The following is a 23,329-nucleotide window of genomic DNA, read 5'->3' on the forward strand; positions in this document are numbered from 1 at the left end:
GCTCGAACCCTGAACGATGACGCCGCGGGGAGTGAACCCCGGGCGTCGGTCGCTCGGACCCTGAACGATGACGCCGCGGGGAGTGAACCCCGGGCGTCGGTCGCTCGAACCCTGAACGATGACGCCGCGGGGTGTGAACCGCGGGCGTCGGTCGCTCGAACCTTAGGGAGCGAGGCGGGTGGGGCCGCGGAAGAGGTAGGTGACCTCGCGGATCGACGATTCGCCGAGCAGGAGCATCAGCACGCGGGCGAGGCCCATGCCGAAACCGCCGTGCGGCGGGGCGCCGAAGCGGAAGAAGTCGAGGTAGAAGTCCAGGTGCTCGGGGTCGAGGCCCTTCTCTTTCGCCTGCTCGATCAGCACCTCGACGCGGTGCTCGCGCTGAGCGCCGGTCGTGATCTCGACGCCGTTGAAGAGCAGGTCGTACGACTTGGTCAGACCGGTCTCCTCGTTGCGCATGTGGTAGAACGCGCGGATCTCGGGGTGGTAGTCGGTGATGAACACGAACTGGTGGCCGTACGTCTCGGCCACGTGCGCGGCGATCTGACGCTCGCCCTCGGGGTCGAGGTCGCCGTCGGTGCGCGGGATCTCGTAACCGCGGGCGGCGACGATCTCGCGGGCCTCGGCGAGCGGGATACGCGGGAACGGCAGGGTCGGCACCTGCACCTCGACACCGAACAGTTCCTGGATCTCGGCGCCGTGCTTGTCGGCGACGGCCTGGAACGCCGTGTGCAGGAGCTCCTCCTGCATGCGCGCGACCTCCTCGTGCGAGTCGATCCAGCTGATCTCGGCGTCGATCGAGGTGAACTCGGTCGCGTGACGGCTGGTGAAGGACGGGTCGGCACGGAAGGCGGGCGCGATCTCGAAGATCTTCCCGAAGCCGGCGACCTGGGCCATCTGCTTGAAGAACTGCGGGCTCTGCGCGAGGTAGGCCGTCTTGTCTTCGAAGTAGGGCACCTCGAACAGCTCGGCGTTCGACTCGGAGGGGGATGCCATGAGCTTGGGGGAGTGGATCTCGATGTAGTCGCGCTCGACCCAGTACGTGCGCATGGCGTGCTCGAGAGTCGTCTGCACGCGGAAGATGAGGTTGTTGCGGCGCTGGCGCAGGTCGATGAACCGGTAGTCCATGCGCTTGTCGGGGCTGCTGTCCGCCGCGATCGGGGTCTCCGGGTTCGCCGCGGCCGCGACGACGAGCTCGCCGACCTTGATCTCGACGCCGCCGAGCTTCACGCGCTCGTCGTGCTTGAGCTCACCGCGAACGGTGAGGAACGTGCCCGTCGCGAGCGCGCCGATCGTCTCGGTGAGCGCGAGGGCGGCGGCATCCTGATCCGTGGCGTCCTCAGACGGGCGGGTCGCGGGGTTGACCAGCTGCACGGCGCCGGTCTCGTCGCGGAGGACGACGAACTGCACCTTCTTCTGATCGCGCACGGTTTCGACCCATCCCGACACCTCGACGGGGCCGGCGGGGAGGGATTTCAGCTGGTTGACCAGGACGCGTTCGCTCACGATCGACCAGTCTACGTGCGGGATCCGGGCCGTCGTGCGGTCATCGGCCGGCGCCGGCCGAGAGGCCCGCCTTCACGTGCCGCTGCGCGGCGAGGATGACGACGAGCGCCGGGACGCTCGCGATGAGGGAGGCGGCCATGGTCGCCGCCCACGTGTTCAGGTTGGAGCTGCTGAGGGCGTAGATCAGCACCGAGACGGGGTACATCTCGTTGCGGTTGACGAGGGTCAGCCCGAAGAGGAGGTCACCCCAGCTGAAGAGGAAGGCGAACACCCCGGCGGTCACGATCGCATTGCGTGAGAGCGGGATGACGATGCGCCAGAGCGTGCCGATCGGCCCGAGCCCGTCGACGGTGGACGCCTCGATGACCTCGGTGTCGAGGCGGAGCATGAACGCCCGCATCACGATGATCGCGAACGGGACACCGGCGGTGGAGTTGGCGAGGATCAGGCCGAGGAAGGTGTTCAGCAGCCCCCACGAGTTGAACATCGCGTAGAACGAGGTCGCGAGCACGACGCTCGGGACCATCTGCGCGAGCAGGAGGAGGATGAGCGCGAGGCTCACCGCGCGCGAGCGCAGGCGGCTGAGTGCGTACGCGGCGGGGATGGCGACGACCAGGGTCACCAGCACAGACCCCAGCGACACGAGCACCGACACCCGCAGCCCGCCGAGACCGGCGTCGTTCAGGGCGGTCTCGTAGCCGCCGAGCCCCGGCGAGGTCGGGAACCAGGCGGTGTCGGCGGAGTTCGCCGAGGGCTGGAAGGACGCCGAGACCATCCAGTAGACCGGGAAGAGGTAGACCGCCAGCACGATCACCGTGAGGAGGGTCCACACCCAGCCGCGGCGACGACGGCGGGGGCGGGGTTCCGAGACCGGGGCGGCGGAGACCGAAGCCGGGGAGACGGGGGTGGACTGCAGAGTGGTCATCGTTCGGCACGCTCCCTGCGCATCGACAGGATGGTGTAGACGATCGCGAACACGATGCTGATGCCGAGCAGCAGCATGCCGTACGCCCCGCCGAGGCCGAACTCGAACTGCTGGAACGCCTGTCGGTAGGACAGGAGCCCGAGGGTCACGGTGCTGTTGGCGGGTCCGCCGGCGGTGAGCACGAGGACGAGATCGACGATCAGCAGCGTGTAGACGACGCTCATCACGACGAGGACCGAGACGACGGGCCAGATCGTCGGCAGGACGATCGCCGTGAGCCGACGCCACGCTCCCGCCCCGTCGAGTTGGGCGGCCTCGAGCTGCTCCGCGGGGACCTGCTTGAGCGCCGCACCGAGGATCGTGGCCCAGTACGGCAGGCTCGCCCACACGGCCACGACGATGACCGCGGGAAGAGCCGTCGCCGGGTTGGCGAGCCACGCCTCGGCGGGCAGGCGCAAGGCCTTCAACACCTCGTTGATGGGGCCTTCCCCGGCGAGGAGCGACTTCCAGACCGTCGCGACGACGACGGCCGGAAGCAGCCACGGCAGCAGGATCAGCGTGGGAAGCCAGCGGCTCCCCGGGAAACGACGCGAGAAGAGCAGGGCCAGAGCGAGGCCGAGCACGAGCTCCACCACGACGGAGACGACCGTGATCACGACCGTGTTGATGAGGGCTCGGGTCGTCACGGGTTCGGCGAGGATCGCCTCGAAGTTCGCGGTGCCGACGAAGGGGGCTCGCCCGGTGATGAAGGTCCCGGTGCGGAACTCCGTCGTGCTCATGAAGACCCCGTAGCCCAAGGGGAACAGGAAGAAGAGCAGGAAGAAGACCAGGGCCGGCGCGAGGAACGCCGCCAACTCGGCGCGCGAGCGGCCCGCCAGAGACAGCCGGGGCCGGCCGGGGGACGATTTCCCCGGCCGGCCGGCCGTTCTCACATCGGTGGCGGTCACTGACCGGCGACCTGCTTCAGCGCGGCTTCCGCGCTCTCCCCGCCCACCGTCGCGGACTGGATCGCATCCACGTACTTCTGCTGGAGGGTGTTCCACTCCGTGCCCAGCTGGGCGGTGTTGTAGGCGCCGTCCACGGCATCCACGAAGGGAGCGGCCGCGGGAACCTGCTCGACGAAGGTGGCCTGAGCGCTGGTGAGAGCCGGGATGTACCCGCCCTTCTTCGCCGTGTCGACCTGGTTGTCCTCCGACGCGCGGCACTTCACGAGCGCGGCGGCGGCCGCTTCCTTCTGCTGGTCGGCGTTGGCGGCGACGCCGTAGACGTAGCCGAGGAGGTTGGCGCGAGGCGACTCGCCCGCCTTCGCGGTGGGGAAGGGGAACGTGCCGTACTCGAAGGGGATCGAGGTGTCGACGAGGTTCCACGGACCCGAGACCGTCATGGCGGCCGCGCCCGAGGTCCACTGGTCGATCGACTTCCAGCCCTGGTTGACGAACTCCGGAGACAGGGAGCCGTTCGCGACGAGCTTCTTGTAGAGGTCGACGCTGTCGACCGCGCCCTGGCTCGTCGGGTCGGCCGGGTCGCCGCCCGCCGAGAGCAGGAACGGGAGGAAGTACGTCGCCGTCGAGCCGTCGCCGCCGATGCCGGGCAGGATGATGCCCTTCTGGTTCGCCGTGGTGAGCGAACCGGCGAGCTTCACGAGGTCGTCGAAGGTCTTGGGGGCCGTCTCGGAGACGCCCGCGGCGGCGAAGGCGGCCTTGTTGTAGAAGATCGCGTAGTCCTCGACCTGCACGGGCAGGCCGTACAGCGTGCCGTCGTAGTCGCCGAGGCCCGCGACGCTCTCGGCGAGCCCGTCGGTCGAGACGTCGTACTGCCCGAGGTCGGCCAGCACGCCCTGCGAGGCGAGCTGCGGGAGCTGGGTGTCGGTGGAGAGGAGGGCCACGTCCGGGAGGGCCTTGGCGCCGGCCGCCTGCAGCAGCTTGGTCGTGTAGTCGCCGGACTGCGTCTGGACGTCGACCGTGATGCCGAGCTGCGAGGCGCAGTCCTCGAAGTACGTCTTCTGCAGGCCCTGGTAGGGCTCGAAGTCGATGCTGTTCCACACCGTGAGCGAGACGCCCTGGAAGCCGTCCGTCTGGGCGGGGGCCGATTGCCCGCCCGCGCACCCGGCCAACGTCAGGGCGCCCACGAGTCCGACCGTGGGAAGAGCGAGGCGGCGCAGCCGCGACGAGGAGAGAGCCATTCGTGGTCCGTTTCCCGACCGGCTCGCCATCGCCGATCGCTGAGTGCTGTGTGGGGGAGCGGGTCGGGAGCCCGCGACGATGCTCACTCTGCTGCCTGCACATGACGAACAGGGAACAAGAACGTCACGCGGTGTAACACCTGCCCCCGCGGGCGCTCGGGGACGGGCAGGCTGAGAGCATCCCCATCCCTGCACCAGGAGCGCTCATGGCATCCCTTCCCCTCCCCTCCGTCGACGCGGCCCGGGCTCGTCAGCGCGTGCTCGTCGACACCGACACGGGGCTCGACGACGCCCACTCGCTCATGTACCTCCTCGCCCAGCCGGACGTCGAGATCGAGGCGATCACCACGATCTACGGAAACACGCCCGTCGAGGACTCGGCGCGCAACGTCCGCACCGTCCTCCGTCTCGCCGGCCGCGAGGACATCCCCGTGCACCTCGGCGAAGCCGCCCCGATCGAGGGCGAGGCGTCGATCGCCGACTTCGTGCACGGCACCGACGGTCTCGGCGACCGCTTCGATCGCGCGGAGCTGAGCGTCGAGGACGAGAGCGCGGTGGATGCCATCGTCCGCATCGCCGCGGAGAACCCGGGCGAGGTCGACCTCCACCCCCTCGGCCCGCTCACCAACATCGCCCGGGCGCTCGAGCGCGACCCGGAGCTGTTCCTGAAGTTCCGTTCGGTCGTCATCATGGGCGGGGCGGGGCCGTACCCGGTCCCCGGCGGCGCGACGCTCACGGATGCCAACACGGCCAATGATCGGCGGGCGGCCGAGATCGTCTTCGGCGCGCGCAACAACGGCAATGTCGTGATGGTGGGCGTGAACGTCACCGCCACGGCGATCCTGGACGAGCAGGTTCTCGCGGTTCTGCGCGGAACGGGCACGCCGTGGAGCACGTTCGCGGGCGAGGTGCTCGACGCGTACAACGACTTCTACCAGTACAAGTGGGGCCGCCGGATCTCGTCCGCCCACGACGGCCTCGCCACGGTCGTGCTGCACCGCCCCGACATCGTCACGGCCTGGACCGAGGGGCCCGTCGACTACACGCCGTACGGCGGGTCGCTCGCGACGCGCATCGCGCTGACCCACGACGGCCTGCCGCTGGTGTGGGGGACTCCCGAAGGCCCGAGCGTTCGCGCGGTGACGGCGTTCGACGGCGATCTGTTCCGTCGTCTGTTCGTCCGGGCGCTCGCCGGCGGTCCGGCCGAGCGGTAGGCCCGGACCCCGGGTTCGTCGGCGTCAGCGCGCGCCGGCGCGGGCGGGGTGGTCGTCGGCGAGCCGGTCGCGGCGGTCGGTGCGCAGGCGCGAGCGGAACGTGCCGTCCTTCGGGAAGCCGCCGTACAGGCCGCGCTCGGTGAGGGCCGGCACGAGCAGCTCGGCGAAGTCCTCGACGGACGCGGGCGACAGGAACGGGTGCAGCAGGAAGCCGTCGACGCCCGCCTCCTCGACGAAGGTGCCGATCGCGTCGGCGACGCGATCGGGCGTCCCGAGGAAGCGATCGTCGGCGAACGCGGTGACCCTCGCGAACTGCCGGCGCACGTCGCCCGCGGTGAGCGTCGGCGCGTCGGACCGGGTCTCCTTCGTCTGCGTGGCGTTCGTCGCGCGCTTCACCAGCGGCTCATCGTCGGCGTACCGCGAGAAGTCGATCCCGCCCCACCCGGCGTAGGCCGCGAGCTGTGCTTCGGGGGAGTAGTGCTGCTGCAGCGAGTCGATCTTCTCCTGCACGGCGATGTCGGTCGGGGCCACCACGAGGTTCATGCCGACCACGGCGCGGATCTGAGAGGCATCCCGGCCCAGTTCTTCGGCGCGACGACGGATGCCGGCGAGCCCCTCGCGGATCGCGACGGGGTCGCTGTCGCCCACGAAGATCAACTCGGCGTGCCGCGCGGCGAACTCACGTCCGCGCGGCGACCACCCGGCCTGGATGATGACCGGGGTGCGCTGCGGGGACGGCGTGCTCAGGTGCGGCCCGGCGACGCGGAAGTGCTCGCCCTCGTGGTCGATGCGGTGCACCTTGGTGGGATCGGCGAACAGACCCGAGGCCTTGTCGCCGACGAAGGCGTCGTCTTCCCAGCTGCGTTCCCACAGCGCGTAGGCGACCTCGAGGAACTCGTCGGCCCGGTCGTAGCGCTGATCGTGCGCGAGCACGTCGAGACCGAAGTTCGCGGCGGCTCCGGGCAGGTACGACGTGACGACGTTCCACCCGATGCGTCCGTCGGTGAGGTGGTCGAGGGTCGAGAACCGGCGCGCGTGCGCGAAGGGGTGCTCGTACGTCGTCGACACCGTCGTGCCGAAGGCGAGGTTCTCGGTGACCGCGGCCAGCGCGGGGATGTGCAGCATCGGATCGAGCGCGGGCAGCTCGACGCCCGTCTCGATCGCGGTCGCCGCGGAGCCGCGGTAGGTGTCGTACATCCCGAGCACGTCGCCGAAGAAGAACAGGTCCATGCCCGCGGCCTCGACGCGGCGGGCCTGGTCGGTCCAGTACCGCAGGGAGGTCGCGGACAGGCGATCGTCGGCCGGGTGGGTCCACATGCTCGCCGCGGACGAGCCGTTGCCGACGCACGCCTGCTCGTAGAGGCCGAACAGCAGGGGGCGGGGGTCAGACATTCGCGGTGATCCGTTCTTCTCGGGCGGGGGTGCGCCAGCGGACGTCCCCGCCGACGACGGTGAGGGATGCCTCGGCGGGGCCGCCCTCGACGAGTTCCGCGAGCGCGTCCTCGGGAGTGGTGGTCGACACCGGGAAGACCGCGAGGTCGGCGCGGGCGCCGATGCGCAGGATGCCGGTCGGGTCGGCGGCATCCAGTCCCAGGGCGTGAGCCCCTCCGGCGGTGGCGGCGTGGAAGAGGCGGGCGTGCAGGTCCGCGTCGGTGTAGCCCTGCTCGCGCGCGAGCCGGTGGAGGGCGGCGACGTCGTGCCAGATGGACAGGCTCGGCGACGATGACAGGGAATCGGTGCCGACCGCGATCGCGTTCCCCTCGCGCAGGTACGCGGCGATGGGCGGAGGGTCGAGACCGATGACGGCGTTCGACCGCGGGCAGAGGGCGACGCTGACGCCGCGGTCGCGGAGGAGGCGCCGGTCGTCCGCGTCGACGTAGATGCCGTGCGCGAGGTGGGTGGTGGGCGTGAGAGCGCCGAGGGAGTCGAGGTAGGGGATGACCCCCGTGCCGACGCCGCCGCCGCCGAGCAGCGCGAACTCGCCGCGGCCGTTGGCGCGCCAGCGATCGGCGAGATCACCGGTGCCGGTGCGGACGTAGGCGTCCTCCCACGCGGACTCGGCCGCGTGGATGTGCTGACGTACGCCCCACTCGGCGGCGAGGCGCGACAGGTCGCGGATGACCTCGGTGTCGAGCGAGTAGATCGCGTGGGGCGAGAGGCCCACCGCCGGGGGAGTGGGCAGCGCGCTCAGCTGCGCGCGGACGGTGTCGGGTCCGCTGAGCCGCCAGGCGCTGTCGGTCCACCCGAGCACCTCCCAGAAGGCGATGCCGTGCAGCCCCGCCTCGTGCACGGCGCTCCCGGCCTCGACGTCGGTGACGATCTCGGCGACGGCGGTCGTTCCCGCGCGCAGGCACAGGGCCGCTCCCGCCGCCGCGGATGCGCTCCAGTCGCGGGGGAGCGGATACAGCTCCATGAACGCCCCCATCCACGACTCGAACCCGTCGTGCGCCGCGCGTCCCACCGCGGCCATGTCGGTGTACTGCAGGTGGGTGTGGGCGTTCACGAGGCCCGGGGTGAGCGCCCCGTCCCACTCCTGCACGTCGGCGTCGGGAAACCCGCGGAGCACCTCGTCGAAGCGGGCGACCGCCGCGATACGCCCGTCGCGCACGGCGACGGCTCCGTCGGCGAGAGCGGGAGCGCCCGGAGAGAGCACGACGCGCGCCCGGTGCACAGTGACGGTCATTCGTCGCCTTCTTCTTCGGCGATCCAGGAGGCGAGGAACTCCCGCTGGGCGGTCGAGACGGTGTCGACCGTGCCGCCGAAGGAGGCGAGCGCGATCGCCGCGACCTCGTCGTCCGCGGCCCGGGGCAGCTCGTGCACCGCGGCGTCGAGTGCGGGCGTGGTGAGCAGGTACTCGACGGAGGCCAGCTGCACGCCGAACGACAGGTCCATGATCTGCACGGGATTGCCCTCGGCCGCGCTGACGTTCAGGCAGTTGCCGTCGTCGAGCACGTGCACGAGGGAACCGCTCGGCATCCGGAGGGTCGACACCGCCCCGTCGCGCGCGATCTCGATCGCGCCGGCCGCGCGGGCGGCATCCAGGGCGATCTCCTGGGACACCCCGCCGCCGACGGCCACGATCGCCCCGGTGGGCAGGGCGTCGAGATGGGCGACGTCGACGGTGTGCCGGATGCCGGTGGCCGAGATCACGACGTCGGCTTCGGCGGCGGCCTGGGCCAGGGTGCGCACCGCGAAACCCGCGAACGCCGCCTGCAGCGCCGCCACGGGGTCGGTCTCGGTCACGATCACCCGCGCCCCCAGGGCCGCGGCGTGCTCGGCGATCCCGGAGCCGACGCGGCCGTAACCGACGACGACGACGGTCGCGCCGCGGAGCGAGCGGTCCGCGACGTCGGCGACGGCGAACACGACCGACTGCCCCGTGCCGTGGCGGTTGTCGAACAGCGACTTCGACCGCGCGTCGTTGGCGGCGACCACCGGGATGCGCAGGGCCCCCTCCGCGTGCATGCGCCGCAGGGGGCGGACGCCGCTCGTCGTCTGCTCGGTGGCCCCGCGCATCCGCGCGACGACGTCGGGACGCTCGAGGTGGACGAGCCGGATCGTCGAAGCACCGTCGTCGACGATGACCTCGGGGCGGTGATCGAGCAGCGCGAGGGCGTTCTCGCGGTCCTCCCCGCGGCCGGCATCCGCTCGCGCGTACACCGGCAGCCCGGCGTGGGCGAGGGCGGCCGCGACCTCGTCGTCGGTGTTGCGGCCCGCGGACGTGACCGTGACCTCAGCCCCCGCCTCGGCGAGGGCGAGGGCGACCGTCGCAGTCTTGGGCTCCAGGACGTCGGAGACCCCGATCCGCACGCCGGCGACGGTGCTGGCCGCGCGCAGGCGGTCGGAGAGAGCGATGGTCACGGGCATGTGCGCGCGGGCCCATTCGATGCGGTCCTGGCCCGCGCGCCAGAGCGAGGGGTCGGCGATGCGGCCGGTCACGGGGTCACCTCTCGGGCGAAGCGGTCGTCGTCGCCGGCGTCGTGCCGGTCGAGCAGGAGCAGCGCGATCAGCGCGTCCAAGAGGCGCCACTGCGTCGACGAGGGGGCAACCTCGGCCTCGGGGAGGGGCGACGGCATCTCCACGAGGGAGGTCGCTCCCGCTCGACCGACGAACGGGCGGGACGACGCAGAGGTGCGGATCCCCTCGGTCACGGCTCCGCGCGGGGAGGCATCGGCGACGAGGCCCTCCAGCGCCTCGAGGGGCAGGATGCCGCGCCCCTCACCGCTCAGCACGGTCAGGTGCACGGGGGCGTCGCGGGCGGAGAGCTGCTCGAGCGGCTGCACGCGGAATCCGTCGAGGCGCGCCGCGAGGGCCGCCACCGGAGCGTCCGTCGCGCGGATCACCGCCGCGCCGAGAGTGCGGAGCGACGTCGCGAGCGCCTCGGACAGCAGACCGTCTCCGACCACGGTCACGGTCGTTCCCGCGAGCGTGAGGTTCGTGCGCGCCGACACCGCGCGCAGCACCTGTTCGGCACGGAGGCGCGAGTACAGGATGCCGAAGGCCGGGGACGCGAACGGATCGACGCCGTCGAGGGTGTGGGCGAGGTCGAGGCCCGCGACGTCGCGGAGCGACGTCCGCAGCGCGAGCGGGAGGGGAGGCAGGGCACCGCCGTAGGACAGGGTATCGAGCGCACTGCGCCACTCCCGGTGGAGGCGGAGGGAAACGGGGAGCAGCGCGTCGATCCTGTCGGGCGTGAAGGACCGGAAGGACGACACGCCCTCGACGGTACGGCGCGGACGGCCTCGACCGCCACTTCGTGACGTCCCGCGGCGTGGCGCTCCCTAGGATGGCCGCGTGACCTATTCGATGCCTCCGGACTCGTTCCGGACGCTCCGGCCCGAGCCCGTGCGGCAACCCGTGCGCACGTGGGACGTCGTGCTGACGATCGTCTTCCTCGTGCTCCTGCCTCTGGCCGCGCTCGCCGCGTCGTACCTGGGTCTCTTCCTCGCCTTCGCGGCGGACGCCTGCGGGTCCACCACGTGCAACACCGACCTGATGAACGTCGGCCTGTGGTCGGCCGTCATCGCGCCCTGGGTCGTGCTCCTCGCGGCGGTCGTCGTCTCGATCGTCCTGCTCGTGAAGCGGCGGCTGGCCTTCTGGGTACCGCTGGCGGGCATGGCGCTCATGACGGCGGTGTGGTTCGTCTCCGCGGCGATCGTGAGTCTGGGTGTCTCGGCATCCTGAACCCGTGACCTGCTCGCGGGCAACCCCCAGGATTCGCGCCTGACCGGGCCGTAGCCTGGGACGGGCGCCCGGTCGGGTGGCCGATCACCGAGCGCGAAGGCACCCGATGACCGACATGACCCTCGTCGCCCCCGCGGCGGCCCCCTCCTCCGAGGACCAGTCCTGGCTGACGTCGCTCGCCGACTGGACCGTCTCGCTCATGGAGATCATCGGCCCCGTGGGCGCGGGTGTCGCCATCGCCCTGGAGAACCTGTTCCCGCCGCTGCCGAGCGAGGTCGTGCTGCCGATGGCCGGGCTGACGGCGAGCCGCGGCTCGTTCACGCTCTTCGAGGCTCTGCTGTGGACGACGATCGGATCGGTCGTCGGCGCGTTCATGCTCTACGGTCTCGGCCGCTGGCTCGGAGCCGCGCGCCTGCGCACGTTCGCCGAGAAGATGCCCCTCCTGCACCCCGAGGACGTCGATCGCACCGTCGCGTGGTTCGAACGCCACGGCGGCAAGGCGGTGTTCTTCGGGCGGATGATCCCGATCTTCCGCAGTCTCATCTCGATCCCCGCGGGGGTGTCGAAGATGCCGATGTGGCGCTTCGGTCTGTTGACGGGCGCGGGGAGCCTCATCTGGAACACGATCTTCGTGCTCTCGGGCTACCTGCTCGGGGAGAACTGGCACATCGTCGAGGAGTACGCCTCGATCCTGCAGTACGTCGTGATCGCGGCGGTCGCGATCGGGGTCGCCTGGTTCCTGTACGCGCGGATCCGGTCGCTGCTTGCCTCGCGGCACAGCGAGGTCTGAGACCCCCGCGGTCCCTTCGACGGGCTCAGGGACCTCGCGCCGGCGCGCTTCGTCGGGTTCGTGAGCCTCACGTCGGCGTCGCCTCAGTCCCTTGGACGGGCTCAGGGACCTCGCGTCGGCGTCGCCCCGGTGGCTGAGCCCGCCGAAGCCTCCGAGCCGACGCGCTCCGCGGTATCTCCACGTCGAAACAACCGGGTCCCTCGCTCAGTCAGACCACAGAACCCGCACGTAGACTGAATCGGTGCCCGCGGATCGCCTTCATCTCGTGCGCCACGGGGAGGTTCACAACCCCCGTCGCGTGCTCTACGGTCGGCTCCCCGGGTTCGGTCTGAGCGTCGACGGGCGGCGCATGGCGCGCCAGGCCGCCGAGTACGTTCACGGGCTCGATCGGCCCGTCTCGGCCCTGATCGCCTCTCCACTGCAGCGCACGCGCGAGTCGGCGGAGCCGTTCGAGGCGCTTTTCGGCATCGAGCCGGTGATCGATGAGCGCGTGATCGAGCCGACGAACGTCTTCGAGGGGCGCCGCATGAAGCGGGCTCTCGCGAACCCGATCAACTGGCGTCACCTGCGCCAGCCCGACGTCCCGAGCTGGGGCGAGCCCTACGCCCAGGTCGTCGCCCGCGTCACGGCCGCCATGGACGACGCCTGGGACCGCGTGCCCGCGGGTGACGTCGTCGTCGTCTCGCACCAGCTCCCCATCTGGGTGACCCACCTCGCCCTCTCCCTCCAGCCCACCCGCCACGATCCCCGCAAGCGCCGCTGCGCGCTGTCGAGCGTGACGAGCTTCGAACGGCGCGACGACGCCGACGGCTCCCGCCGCTGGGTCGAAGTGGCCTACGCGGAACCGGCGAGCACCGCCGGGGCCGTCGACGTAGGAGCCGTGTGATGCGCCGAATCCTGTCCGCCGCCGTGGTCGCCGTCCTTGCCGTGAGCCTGGCCGCGTGTACCACCGACCCGCTGGCCGAGCAGTACCGCGCGGGCGACAACAAGGGCTACATCGCGGCCAACGGGTTCCAGACCCAGGAGATCGCGCCCGATCAGCGCGGAGAACCAGTCGAGTTCTCCGGCACGCTCGACAACGGCTCGCCCGTCTCGAGCGACGAGTTCGCCGGCAAGGTCCTCGTCGTCAATTTCTGGTACGCGACATGCGGCCCGTGCATCATCGAGGCACCGCGTCTCGAGCAGGCGTACCAGTCGTTCCAAGGCCAGGACGTCGCCTTCCTGGGCATCAACACGTACGACCAGGGTCCGACCGCGCTGTCGTTCGCGCGCGACAACAAGGTGTCGTACTCCAGCGCGCTCGCGGTCAACGACGCCGAGCTCAAGCTCGCCTTCAACGACAAGACCCCCCTCAACGCCACGCCCACCACCCTCGTGCTCGACAAGCAGGGACGCGTGGCGGCCCGAATCATCGGCGAGCTCCCCGAGGCGTCGATCCTCGAGTCCATGGTGCGTACCGTGCTCGAGGAGAACGCGTGAATCCGGGCGCTCTCGTCTTCGACGGGGCGTTGTGGCTCGCGGTCCCGGTCGCTCTCGCCGCGGGTCTCATCTCCTTCCTGTCGCCCTGCGTGCTCCCCCTCGTGCCGGGATACCTTGGCTTCATCGGCGGTGCCGTGGCTCCCCGGGGGAGCTCGGCATCCGGGACCGGCCGAGGACGCCTCCTCGGCGGAACCCTGCTCTTCATCGCCGGATTCACCGTCGTGTTCATGGCGCTGAACGTGCTCGGCGGGGCGGCGGGGGCCTTCTTCACCCGCTACGCCGACGTCATCACGCGGGTCGTGGGTGTCGTCATCATCCTCATGGGCCTGGTGTTCATCGGGCTGTTCGGGATCGCGCAGCGCTCCGTGCGCATGCAGGCGCGCGGCAACCTCGGGCTCATCGGAGCCCCGCTGCTCGGCATCGCCCTCGGCGTCGGCTGGACCCCCTGCATCGGCCCGACGCTCACCGCGATCATCTCGGTGTCGTACAACCTCGGCGACCCCTGGCGGGCCGCGCTGCTCGGGTTGGCGTACTCGCTGGGTCTCGGCATCCCGTTCATCCTGCTCGCGCTCGGCTTCGGCTGGGCGACGCGTTCCGTGGCGTTCATCCGCAAGCACATCCGCCTGGTCAACCTCATCGGCGGAGTGCTGCTGATCGTGCTCGGCCTGCTCATGGTCGTCGGCGTGTGGGGAACCTGGATGTCGACCCTGCAGGGGGTGATGCTCAATGTCCAGCTCCCGCTCTGATCGAGGTGGCACCGTGACCGAGCCGACCGACGGCGTTCTGCGCCCGTCCGATCACGCCGACTCCGCGCCCTCCGGCGACGGAGGCGACGACATCACACAACCGCGCCTGGGCGTGGTCGGCTGGATGCGCTGGGGCTGGCGACAGCTGACGAGCATGCGCACCGCGCTCGTGCTGCTGCTGCTCCTCGCGATCGCGGCCGTGCCCGGCTCGATCGTCCCGCAGCGCAGCGCCGACCCCAACGGCGTGACCCAGTACTTCACCGACAACCCCGACCTCGCGCCGGTGCTCGACAAGCTGAGCATGTTCGACGTGTACACGTCGCCGTGGTTCTCGGCGATCTACATCCTGCTGTTCATCTCGTTGATCGGGTGCGTCCTGCCGCGCACGAAGCACCACTGGAAGGCGCTGCGCTCGCAGCCCCCGCGCACGCCCGCGCGGCTCGGTCGCCTCGACGACCACCGCGACGTGACCGTGCCGGTGCCGGAGGGCCAGGATGCCGCGGCCGTCGCCGCCGCGGCCGTCGAGAGCGCCGCCGCGCAACTGAAGAAGAGCGGTTACCGCGTCGCGCGCTACGACGGGCGGGGCACGTTCTCGGTCTCGGCCGAGCGCGGCTACCTGCGCGAGACCGGCAACCTCGTCTTCCATGCCGCGCTCGTCGGCGTGCTGCTCGCCGTCGGCATCGGCGGGGGCTTCACCTACACCGGCCAGCGCGTGCTCGTCGAGGGGCAGGCGTTCGCGAACAGCCTGCTCGACTACTCGTCGTTCAATCCCGGTCGCTTCGTCAACGGCGACACCCTCACCCCGTACTCGATGACGCTCGACCAGTTCGACGTGAACTACGTCGCCCCCGGCCAGCCCGGCGGAGGACAGGCCGGCGACTTCGTCGCGCACATGACCACGCAGGCTCCCGGCGGCCAGCCGCAGGACGGCGAGATCCGCGTCAACCACCCGCTCGACGTGCAGGGCGACCGGGTCTACCTGCTCGGCAACGGCTACGCCCCCACCGTGACGATCCGCAACGCCCAGGGCGAAGAGGTGTTCCACGACTCGGTCGCGTTCCTGCCCCAGGATGCCAACATGACCTCGCTCGGCGTCATCAAGGTCGCGGACGGGATGCCGGAACAGCTCGGCCTGATCGGCTTCTTCTACCCGACGATGAACGTGCTCGACTCGGGTGCCCTGACCTCGACCTACGGCGCCCTCGAGTACCCCGTCCTGACGCTGCGGGTGTACGCGGGCGACCTCGGCATCGACGACGGCACGCCCCGCTCGGTGTACACGCTCGACCCGAGCAACATGCAGCAACTGGCGGGTGGCGACAGCGGTACGCCCGCGATCCAGCTCATGCCCGGCGAGACGCAGGATCTGCCGAACGGGCTCGGCACCATCACCTTCGACAACACGGCTCCCGCCGGAGCCTCGGGGTACGACGGCTCCGTCAAGCGCTTCGTGTCGCTGTCGATCCACCGCGACCTCGCGGGACCGTGGGTGCTCGCGTTCGCGCTGCTCGCCCTGTTCGGCCTTCTCGCCGCTCTGTTCGTGCCGCGTCGACGCATGTGGGTCAAGGCGACGCCCCGCGGGGGCGCGGTGCACCTCGAGTACGCCGGACTCGCTCGCGGAGAGGATCCGACGCTCGCCGCGGCCGTCGACCAGATGGTCGAGAAGCACCGCGGTTCGCTTCCGGCAGCGGCTCCCGCGCCGGGAGACGATGCTCCGGGCGCCCGCGCCGAATCCGCCCCGACCGACCCGTCCCGCCCCGACACCGGAAAAGTAGACTGACACCATGCCCGGACCGAACTCGATCTTCCTCGACGAGATCTCCCTTCTCCTGGTGTGGACGGCGGTCGGCGTCTATGTGCTGGCTTTCATCGCCTACGCCATCGACCTCGCGCGCCGTTCCGACCTCGCGCTGAAGGCGAAAGACCAGGTCGTCGCGCGCGAGCTCGTCACCGCGGGCGGCGGGGGAGTCCTCGATGCGTCGGCCGGGGCCTCGGCATCCGGTCCCTCTTTCACCGACAAGCCGCGATACCTGTGGGCGCGCATGGGCACTGCGCTGACCGCGCTGGCGTTCCTGTTCCACCTCGCGGCGACGGTCCTTCGTGGTCTCGCCGCCGGGCGCGTGCCGTGGTCGAACATGTACGAGTTCGCCCTCACGGGCCTGCTGCTGATCGTCATGGTGTACCTCATCTCGCTGACGCGGTACGACCTGCGCTTCCTCGGCTCGTTCATCTCGGGCCTCGCGATCGTGCTGCTCGGCGGAGCGACCCTGGCGTATCACGTCGACGTGACGCCCCTCGCCGACCCGCTGAAGTCGGTGTGGCTCGTCATCCACGTCTTCGTCGCGATCCTCGCGACCTCTCTGTTCGCCCTCGCCTTCGGCCTGTCGGTTGTGCAGCTCCTGCAGACGCGCCGCGAGCGCAAGCTCATCGGTGCGTCGGTGGAGGCGGCCGGCCGCCGCAGCTTCCTGCGGACGCTGCCCTCGGCGGATGCCCTCGAGTCGCTCGCCTACCGCTTCGCGATCATCGGGTTCATCTTCTGGACCTTCACGCTCATCGCCGGCGCGATCTGGGCCAACGACGCGTGGGGCCGCTTCTGGGGCTTCGACACCAAGGAAGTGTGGACCTTCGTGATCTGGGTCCTCTACGCCGGGTACATCCACGCCCGCGCTACGCGCGGCTGGCGCGGTACCCGTTCGGCCTGGCTTTCGATCATCGGCTTCTCGGCCGTGCTGTTCAACTTCACGATCGTCAACGTCTTCTTCAAGGGCCTGCACGCGTACAGCGGTCTGACCCAGTAGGTGCGTCGCGGGGCGCCGCGCGTTGCGGCGCCGGCGTCGCGCGCTGCCGCGTCCGCGCGCTGCCGCGCCCGCGCTGCCGCGCCCGCGGCCGAGCGGCCCCGCCCGCGCCCGCGGTGCCGCGCCCGCGCCCGCGCTGCCGCGCCCGCGCCCGCGCTGCCGTGCCCGCTCCTTGCCGCGCCCGTTGAGTGTCCGAAACACCCGGAACATTTTCTGAACGTTCCGGGTGTTTTGGACACTCGACATCCTTCACGGGCGCCAACCACGCGAACGCAGCGCGTCGACCGTCGGCGCGACGATGAAGCGTTCGGGATCGCGCAGGTGGTGGTCGACGACGCGGACGAGAAGCCATCCCTGCCCCGCGATGGCCGGCCACCGATCGGCGTCACGGCGGAACTGACGGACGTCGGCGTGCTGGCGCCCGTCGTATTCCACCGCGACGCGGTAATCCGGGTAGGCCATGTCGAGACGCGCCACGAAGCTGCCTCGAGCGTCGCGCAACGTCCAGTTGAGTTCCGGCTCGGGCACGCCCGCGCGCACGAGGATGCGCCGCACCTTCGACTCACGCGGTGATTCGGCGCCCTGACGAACGGATGCCAGAGCTGGAGCGAGATCCCTTGCTCCGCGGCGACGGAGCCGAGCGCATGCTTCGGCGAGATCATCACGATCCGCGAGCCCCGCCGTCAGCAGATGGTCTCCCATCGCCACGAGGTCGTCCTCGGACGTCGTCGCGCCGAGTTGCGCCCATGTCTCTGCGGCGGTGGTCACCGGCAGGCCGTGACGGAGTGTCAGCGAGTCGGCCGAGATCGTCACGCGGTGACCGATGACGCCGGACGTGCGCGGCTCCCGCGCGGGCGCCATCGCCGACACATGCAGCCGGTCGGGGTGCGGGGCGGGCAGCGGCATCTCCCAGAGCACCCCGGCGGTGTGGTGGCTGAAGAACTGCGCCGAGGTCAGTCTCGGAGCGTAGGCCTCGCACATCTCCCGCACCGAGATGTTCAGCCGGCGAAGAGTACGGACGCCGTGAAAGGGTGCCGTGAGGTCGCGGGCGGACAGACGGTCGCGAGGCACGTCGAGCCGGCGGGCGTCCCGGACGGTGAAGGCGGACCCGAGATCAGCGGGGAGAGGGCGGCGGCGCATCCGTCCAGCTCACCGCGTTGAGTGGCTCACCGAGCGCGCGTTTGGGTCATCCGTGGATGAGTCCTCCACATCGCGCGCTGGGGAGGAAGAGCGCCCCCGCCGATCGTGCGATGCTCCGGGGCGCCACGCAGCTCAGTGTCCAAAACACCCGGACCGTTCCGAAAAACGTCCGGGTGTTTTGGACACTCAACGAGGGAGACGGGGGCGGGCGGGCGGGCGCGCGCGGCGCGCGGGCCCGCGCGGCCGCGCGGCCCCGCGCCCCCGCCTACGCCGCGACCAGCCCGGCGGCGGCGCGTGCCGACGTCGTGCGGCGCCGGACCACGACGAGCGTCGTCACGATCAGCGCGAGCACGGCCCAGACCGCGAGCCCGGCGATACCGGCCCCCACACCGCCGGCCGAGGTCAGGGCGCCGAGCATGGCGCTGTACGCCGGCGAGGTCGGCAGCAGCGACGCCAGGGCCGCCAGCACGGGCGGCACCGTCGAGACGATGCTCGCCGCGAGCGCCAAGCTGCCGATGACGGCGGCGATCCAGCGTCCGGCTCCGCCGAACAGCGCGACCAGTGCCTGGTGCACCGCGGCGAACGCGACACCGGCCGCGACGGCGACGAGAGCGAACAAGGCCCAGTCGCCCCAGTTGTACTGGGATGCCACCTGCACCACGCTCGCGACCAGCAGACCCTGCACAGCTCCGACGAGTGCCGCCGGGGCGAAGCCGCGGAGGGCGACGAGCGCCGAGGGGCGACGGCTCGTCAGCGCTCTCGCCGAGACCGCTTGGAACGCCACGAACGACGCCAACCCGCCGAACCACAGCACGGCCATCGCGAGCAGCGGCACGGCCGCGCCCCCGAACAGCGAGTCGCTCGTGCCGGTGGCCGACACGGGGTCGGCGACCACGTCGGCGAGGGTCGTCGCCTGGGCGTCCGAGTACTTCGGCAGCTGCGCCACCGCGCTGTCGAGCCCGGAGGCCAACGACGAGGTTCCGGATGCCACCTGGCCCACGCCGTCCGCGAGCTGACCGGCGCCGTCCTCGGCGCTGGACGCTCCGGTCGCGAGCTGCGCGGCGCCCGAGCTCAGCGCCGAAGCCCCCGTGCCGAACTGCCGCGCGCCGTCGGCGAGCTGGTTTGCGCCGCCGGCGAGGCCGTCGATGCCACCGGCGATCGTATTGAGACCGGATTCCGCGTCGCGCGCGCCACCCGCGATGCCCGACGCGCCGTTCGCGAGCGCTTGATTCGCGTCCGCGATCTTGCGGATGCCGGTGGGCAGTTGCGCGGCCTGCCCCGCCAGATCGCCGATGTCGGTGACGGTCTTCGTGGCCTTAGGCAGAGCATCCTTCGCCGCCTGAGCGGCCTCCCGTAGCGCCTGGCACTGCTCGGGTGTGCCGGTGCACTCTTCCGCGGCTTTCTGGAGATCGGCCGTCGCCTTTTCGAGAGCGGCGTTGACCTGAGGGGCGGCGTCGGCGAGCTTCTGCGCGTCGTCGATGTACTTTTGCGGGATCTGGTCGGCGAGGCCGTTGATCTGCGTGGCGAGTTGTTGATTGCCCGCGGCAATGCCATCGGCTCCGGATGCCAGCTTCCCGACGCCGCTCGCCGCCTCACGTGTTCCGCCCGCGAGGGCGGTCGCGCCGCTGGCGATCTGCGACGCCCCGTCCGCGAGCGGCCCCGCCCCGGCGGCGAGCTGCCCGGCGCCGTTCGACAGCTGCCCCGCACCATCGGAGAGCTGCCCCAACCCATCACGCAGGCCGTTCGCGCCGGTGGCGGCCTGGCCCGCGCCGTCGGCGAGCTGGTGCGCTCCGCTCGCGGCGCTGCCCAGTTGGTCGCTCAGCGTCGTGAAGCCGAGGAAGACGTTCTTGAGGTACTGCGACGAGAGCTCGGTCCCGAACACCGATGTGGCGGTGGATGCCAGGGTGGCGGTGATCGCGCCGTCCACCACGCGCGCGTTCGGAGCCGTGGCCACATCGATCGTGGCCTTCTCCGGGGTCTCGCCCGGTCGTGTCGAGAGGGAGGCGGCCGTGAAGTTCTCGGGGATCGTGACGACGGCGGTATAGGTGCCGTCCTTCAGCCCCGCGGCCGCATCGGAGTCGTTGGAGATGACCCAGTCGATGTTGCTCGCCTGGTCGTCGGCACCCTTGACGAGGCCGCCGGTGAGCTGACGGCCGAGTGGCACGAGCTGGCCGTTGAGTTCGACGGCCTTGTCGTCGTTGACGATCGCGGCCGTGATGTTCTGCAGCCGGTCGGTGGGGTTGTACAGCGCACCGACCAGGATGCCGCCGATCACAGCGGGCAGCAGCAGCACCCCGATGAGGGTGCGCCAGGTCACGGGACGGCGGGAGCGGGAGCGCTCGACGGGGAGAGTCATGCGAACACCTCGGAGAGATCGGCGAAGGTTTCGGGTTCGGTGCGGTGTCGGCGCGGCGTCGGAAGGGCGAGGGATGCCACGTCGGGACGCAGCGCCTCGCTCAGCAGCGCGAGGGCCCGCCGTTCGTCGCGGGCCGAGACGATCAGGGTGAACGGCGACGACGCATCGCCGGAGCGTTCGCGCGCCTCGGTCGCGGCGCGCCGCAGCACGTGGGCGACCTCTTCGCGGGCGTCGTCGTCGAGACGGTCGACGTCGGAGACGACCACGATCCGCGTGCCGCGGGCGACGGCGTCGGCCACGGTGCGTGCGGCGTCGGCGGAGTCGTCGAGGAGGGCCACGCCGACGCGGGCTCGGACGGCTCCCGCACGCTCGGGCACGAGCAGGCCGTCGACGCGCAGCCGCCCGTCGATCCCGGCCAACCGGCCGGACACGGCGAGCAGGAACGTGCGGGTCGTGCGGCTCTCACCGGTGACCAACAGGGTTCCGCCGTAGCCGAGGCGCAGCGAGATGTCGCGGAACACCGGCTCCTCGGCATCCGAGGATCCGGCCGCGCTCAGCTCGTCGGCGGCGACGGCGATCGCGGGCTCGCTCGGCCACTCGGCGAGGCGCACCTCGCGCTCGACCGCCTCGCCCTCGACGTCGAGCTTCGGCAGGAGACGGTCGAGCCAGCGGGGCATCCACCAGGCCTTGTCGCCCAGCAGGGCGAGCACGGCCGGGACGAGCGTCATGCGCACGAGGAACGCGTCGACGGCGACACCCACGGCGAGGCCCAGGGCGATCGGCTTGAGGCTCGAGTCCCCCTCGGGGACGAACGCCACGAACACCGCGAACATGATGACGGCGGCCGCGACCACCACGCGGGCGGAGCCCACGAAGCCGCTGCGCACGGCGCCGAGCGCGACCTCGCGCGGGGTGCGACCCTCGCGCTTCGCGTGGACGTAGTCCTCTCTCATGCGCGAGACGAGGAACACCTGGTAGTCCATCGCGAGGCCGAAGAGCACGCCCATCACCACGATGGGCATGAAGCTGATGATCGGGCCGACCTTGGCCACGTGGAGCGCGTCGGCGAACCAGCCCCACTCGAAGACCGCGGCCACGACCCCGAAGGAGGCGGCGACCGAGAGGAGGTAGCCGCCGGCCGCGGTCAGCGGCACCCAGATCGAGCGGAACACGATCATCAGCAGCACGAGGGACAGGCCGACCACGAAGATCCCGAAGGGGAGGAGGGCGGCGCCGAGCTGATCGGAGATGTCGATCGTCACGGCGGTGTACCCGGTGACGAGGAGACGCACGCCGAACTCGTCGTACAGGCGCTGCTCCTGCGACCGCAGCTCGCGCACGAGGTCGGCGGTGCGCGGGTCGTCGGGCGCCGTCTCGGGGATGATCTGCACGATGCCGGTGTCGGCGGTCTGGTTCGGGGTCGCGAGCGCGACTTCGGCGACACCCGGGATCTTCGCGATCTCGTCGCCGATGTCCTTCATCAAGTTCAGCGGATCGTTCGAGGTGACGATCGTGCCGGTCATGATGAGCGGGCCGTTGGCGCCCGGACCGAAGTACTCGTCGGTCAACTCGTAGGCGACGCGGGCGGGGTTGCCCGGGGGCAGCTGGCCGGCGTTGGGCAGGGTGAGGGCGAGACTCGTGGCCGGGATCGCGGTGACCCCGAGCAGCCCGATGATCGCGACGGTCGTGACGACGGGATGCCGGGTCACCAGGCCCACCCAGCGACGCGCCGGGCCGTTGCGCTGGGCGCGGATCGACGCGGTCTCCGCCTTCTTCTCACGCTCGGCGGCGTCCGCCGCAGCGGCGGCGGCGACCGACGCCTCGTCGGCGGGGCCGGCGGCCGCGCGGGCGCGGCGCGAGACCTTCTGCGGCTTCTTGAAGCCCCACCCGACCACGCGGTGCCCGGCGAAGCCGAGGAAGGCGGGGGTGAGTGTGAGCCCGACGCACACGGCGATGGCGACGGCGACGGAGGCGGCGATGCCCATCGTGGTGAGGAAGGGGATGTTTGCGAAGCCCAGGCCGATGAGGGCGATGAGGACCGTGATCCCGGCGAACACGACGGCGGAGCCGGCGGTGCCGACGGCGCGGGCGGTGGACTCCTCGGGGTCCATCCCCGCGCGCGTCTGATCTTGATGTCGCGACACGATGAACAGGGCATAGTCGATGCCGACCGCCAGTCCCAGCATCACCGCCAGCAGCGGGGTGGTCGAGGACACGGTGGCGAAGCCGGTGGCGATGAAGATCAGGGCCACCGAGAGGGCGACGCCGAGCAGGGCGGTGGCCAGCGGCATCCCGGCCACGAGGAAGGAGCGGAACGTCACCATCAGGACGAGGGCGGCGATCACGACGCCGAGGGCCTCCGTGATCGATGCTCCGGGCACCTCGCTGGCGAAGAGCTGACCGCCCAGGATGGCCTGCGAGCCGGACGGGAGCGCGGAGCCGAGCGCGGTCGTCTCCTCGTGGAGCGCGTCCTCGGTCGCCGAGGGGACGGCGGTGGCCTCGCCGGTGAACTGGATGCGGACGATCGCGGCGCGGTCGTCGTCCGCGATGCTGCCGGAGATGTTCGCGTCGTAGGGGTCGGTGACGGCTTCGACGAAGTCGAGCTTGCCGATCTCGGCGGTCGTCTTCTGGATGGCATCCTGATACGCCTGATCGCGCACGCTCGCCCCGTCGGCCGCGACGACGATGATCTCGGCGCTGGCCCCGCTGACCTGGGGGAAGGTGCGGTCCAGCATCTCGAGGCCGGCCTGGGACTCGGTGCCGGGGATGCTGAAGGTGTTGTCGGTGCCCTTGGCGAGCAGGGCCACACCGCCACCCGCGAGCACGAGGACGAGCAGCCACGCGGACAGGACACGCCAGGGGTGGCGGAACGACCAGCGACCCAGGGTGTAGAGGAAGGTTGACACGGTGGCGGCTCCCACGATCGGCGGACAGTCGATACAGCGCCGTATCGGATACAACAATGTATCGTAATCGGGAGAAGCGGACTCCAACCTGAGTCTCGCGTGTGAAGCA

At 71.0% G+C, this 23,329-nt stretch carries 19 protein-coding genes; 8 read left to right on the top strand and 11 right to left on the bottom strand.

Going from position 1 to position 23,329, the window contains the following annotated elements; all coding sequences use genetic code 11:
- Positions 1-162: 162 nt before the first annotated feature.
- Genes aspS through MTES_RS18540 form a run of 4 tightly spaced genes read right to left on the bottom strand, consistent with a single transcriptional unit; the run spans position 163 to position 4,610 of the window.
- A complete protein-coding gene (gene aspS / locus MTES_RS11410) occupies positions 163-1,503 on the bottom strand; it encodes an aspartate--tRNA(Asn) ligase (RefSeq protein WP_013585411.1) in 1,341 nt (446 codons plus the stop codon).
- A 40-nt stretch (positions 1,504-1,543) separates the two neighbouring features.
- A complete protein-coding gene (locus MTES_RS11415; protein WP_013585412.1) occupies positions 1,544-2,428 on the bottom strand; it encodes a carbohydrate ABC transporter permease in 885 nt (294 codons plus the stop codon).
- Positions 2,425-3,375, bottom strand: coding sequence for a carbohydrate ABC transporter permease (locus MTES_RS11420; RefSeq protein WP_013585413.1), 951 nt, complete (start codon positions 3,373-3,375; stop codon positions 2,425-2,427). The genes MTES_RS11415 and MTES_RS11420 overlap by 4 nt, the downstream gene beginning before the upstream one ends.
- The gene (locus tag MTES_RS18540; protein ID WP_013585414.1) at positions 3,372-4,610 is read right to left on the bottom strand and encodes a sugar ABC transporter substrate-binding protein; all 1,239 of its coding nucleotides are present in this window, start codon (positions 4,608-4,610) and stop codon (positions 3,372-3,374) included. Before MTES_RS18540 ends, MTES_RS11420 begins: the two co-directional genes overlap by 4 nt.
- Before the next feature lie 206 nt (positions 4,611-4,816).
- Between MTES_RS18540 and MTES_RS11425 the strand changes: the two genes are divergently transcribed.
- The gene (locus MTES_RS11425; RefSeq protein ID WP_013585415.1) at positions 4,817-5,824 is read left to right on the top strand and encodes a nucleoside hydrolase; all 1,008 of its coding nucleotides are present in this window, start codon (positions 4,817-4,819) and stop codon (positions 5,822-5,824) included.
- A 24-nt stretch (positions 5,825-5,848) separates the two neighbouring features.
- Here MTES_RS11425 and MTES_RS11430 read toward each other — a convergent pair whose 3' ends face one another.
- From MTES_RS11430 to MTES_RS11445, 4 genes are read right to left on the bottom strand one after another with little or no spacing between them, the layout of a single operon-like run.
- Entirely contained in the window at positions 5,849-7,216 is a 1,368-nt protein-coding gene (locus MTES_RS11430) for an NtaA/DmoA family FMN-dependent monooxygenase (protein WP_013585416.1), read from the bottom strand.
- Positions 7,209-8,507, bottom strand: coding sequence for an amidohydrolase family protein (locus MTES_RS11435; protein WP_013585417.1), 1,299 nt, complete (start codon positions 8,505-8,507; stop codon positions 7,209-7,211). Before MTES_RS11435 ends, MTES_RS11430 begins: the two co-directional genes overlap by 8 nt.
- On the bottom strand, positions 8,504-9,763 hold the full coding sequence (locus MTES_RS11440; RefSeq protein ID WP_013585418.1) for an adenosylhomocysteinase: 1,260 nt from the start codon (positions 9,761-9,763) through the stop codon (positions 8,504-8,506). Before MTES_RS11440 ends, MTES_RS11435 begins: the two co-directional genes overlap by 4 nt.
- A complete protein-coding gene (locus tag MTES_RS11445; RefSeq protein ID WP_013585419.1) occupies positions 9,760-10,539 on the bottom strand; it encodes an S-adenosylhomocysteine hydrolase in 780 nt (259 codons plus the stop codon). Before MTES_RS11445 ends, MTES_RS11440 begins: the two co-directional genes overlap by 4 nt.
- Before the next feature lie 79 nt (positions 10,540-10,618).
- Between MTES_RS11445 and MTES_RS11450 the strand changes: the two genes are divergently transcribed.
- The 7 genes from MTES_RS11450 to ccsB all read left to right on the top strand — a co-directional run bounded on the left by MTES_RS11450 (position 10,619) and on the right by ccsB (position 16,821).
- Positions 10,619-11,008, top strand: a complete 390-nt coding sequence (locus MTES_RS11450; RefSeq protein ID WP_013585420.1) for a DUF6264 family protein — start codon at positions 10,619-10,621, stop codon at positions 11,006-11,008.
- 106 nt (positions 11,009-11,114) lie between these two features.
- Positions 11,115-11,798 (top strand): DedA family protein, encoded by a 684-nt coding sequence (locus MTES_RS11455; RefSeq protein WP_013585421.1) that lies wholly within the window; start codon positions 11,115-11,117, stop codon positions 11,796-11,798.
- Between the two features lie 241 nt (positions 11,799-12,039).
- Positions 12,040-12,684 carry a histidine phosphatase family protein gene (locus tag MTES_RS11460; RefSeq protein ID WP_013585422.1) on the top strand — a complete coding sequence of 215 codons (645 nt, stop codon included), beginning with the start codon at positions 12,040-12,042 and terminating at the stop codon, positions 12,682-12,684.
- Positions 12,684-13,277 carry a TlpA family protein disulfide reductase gene (locus MTES_RS11465; RefSeq protein WP_013585423.1) on the top strand — a complete coding sequence of 198 codons (594 nt, stop codon included), beginning with the start codon at positions 12,684-12,686 and terminating at the stop codon, positions 13,275-13,277. The genes MTES_RS11460 and MTES_RS11465 overlap by 1 nt, the downstream gene beginning before the upstream one ends.
- Positions 13,274-14,023, top strand: coding sequence for a cytochrome c biogenesis CcdA family protein (locus MTES_RS11470; protein WP_013585424.1), 750 nt, complete (start codon positions 13,274-13,276; stop codon positions 14,021-14,023). The genes MTES_RS11465 and MTES_RS11470 overlap by 4 nt, the downstream gene beginning before the upstream one ends.
- Positions 14,004-15,803 carry a cytochrome c biogenesis protein ResB gene (resB, locus tag MTES_RS11475; protein ID WP_050901790.1) on the top strand — a complete coding sequence of 600 codons (1,800 nt, stop codon included), beginning with the start codon at positions 14,004-14,006 and terminating at the stop codon, positions 15,801-15,803. The genes MTES_RS11470 and resB overlap by 20 nt, the downstream gene beginning before the upstream one ends.
- 4 nt (positions 15,804-15,807) lie before the next feature.
- Positions 15,808-16,821: a c-type cytochrome biogenesis protein CcsB gene (gene ccsB, locus MTES_RS11480; RefSeq protein WP_013585426.1), complete on the top strand. Its 1,014-nt coding sequence runs from the start codon at positions 15,808-15,810 to the stop codon at positions 16,819-16,821.
- Positions 16,822-17,067: 246 nt separating this feature from the next.
- On the opposite strand, the gene MTES_RS11485 is transcribed toward ccsB, so the two are convergent.
- From MTES_RS11485 to MTES_RS11495, 3 genes are all read right to left on the bottom strand, one after another.
- Positions 17,068-17,958: a hypothetical protein gene (locus tag MTES_RS11485; protein WP_013585427.1), complete on the bottom strand. Its 891-nt coding sequence runs from the start codon at positions 17,956-17,958 to the stop codon at positions 17,068-17,070.
- Positions 17,959-18,223: 265 nt separating this feature from the next.
- Positions 18,224-20,314: a YhgE/Pip domain-containing protein gene (locus tag MTES_RS11490; protein WP_013585428.1), complete on the bottom strand. Its 2,091-nt coding sequence runs from the start codon at positions 20,312-20,314 to the stop codon at positions 18,224-18,226.
- Positions 20,311-23,220, bottom strand: coding sequence for an MMPL family transporter (locus tag MTES_RS11495; protein WP_050901864.1), 2,910 nt, complete (start codon positions 23,218-23,220; stop codon positions 20,311-20,313). The genes MTES_RS11490 and MTES_RS11495 overlap by 4 nt, the downstream gene beginning before the upstream one ends.
- Between the last annotated feature and the right edge of the window lie 109 nt (positions 23,221-23,329).

The organism is Microbacterium testaceum StLB037 (genome assembly GCF_000202635.1).
In the GTDB taxonomy this organism is placed as follows: Bacteria; Actinomycetota; Actinomycetes; order Actinomycetales; family Microbacteriaceae; genus Microbacterium; species Microbacterium testaceum_F.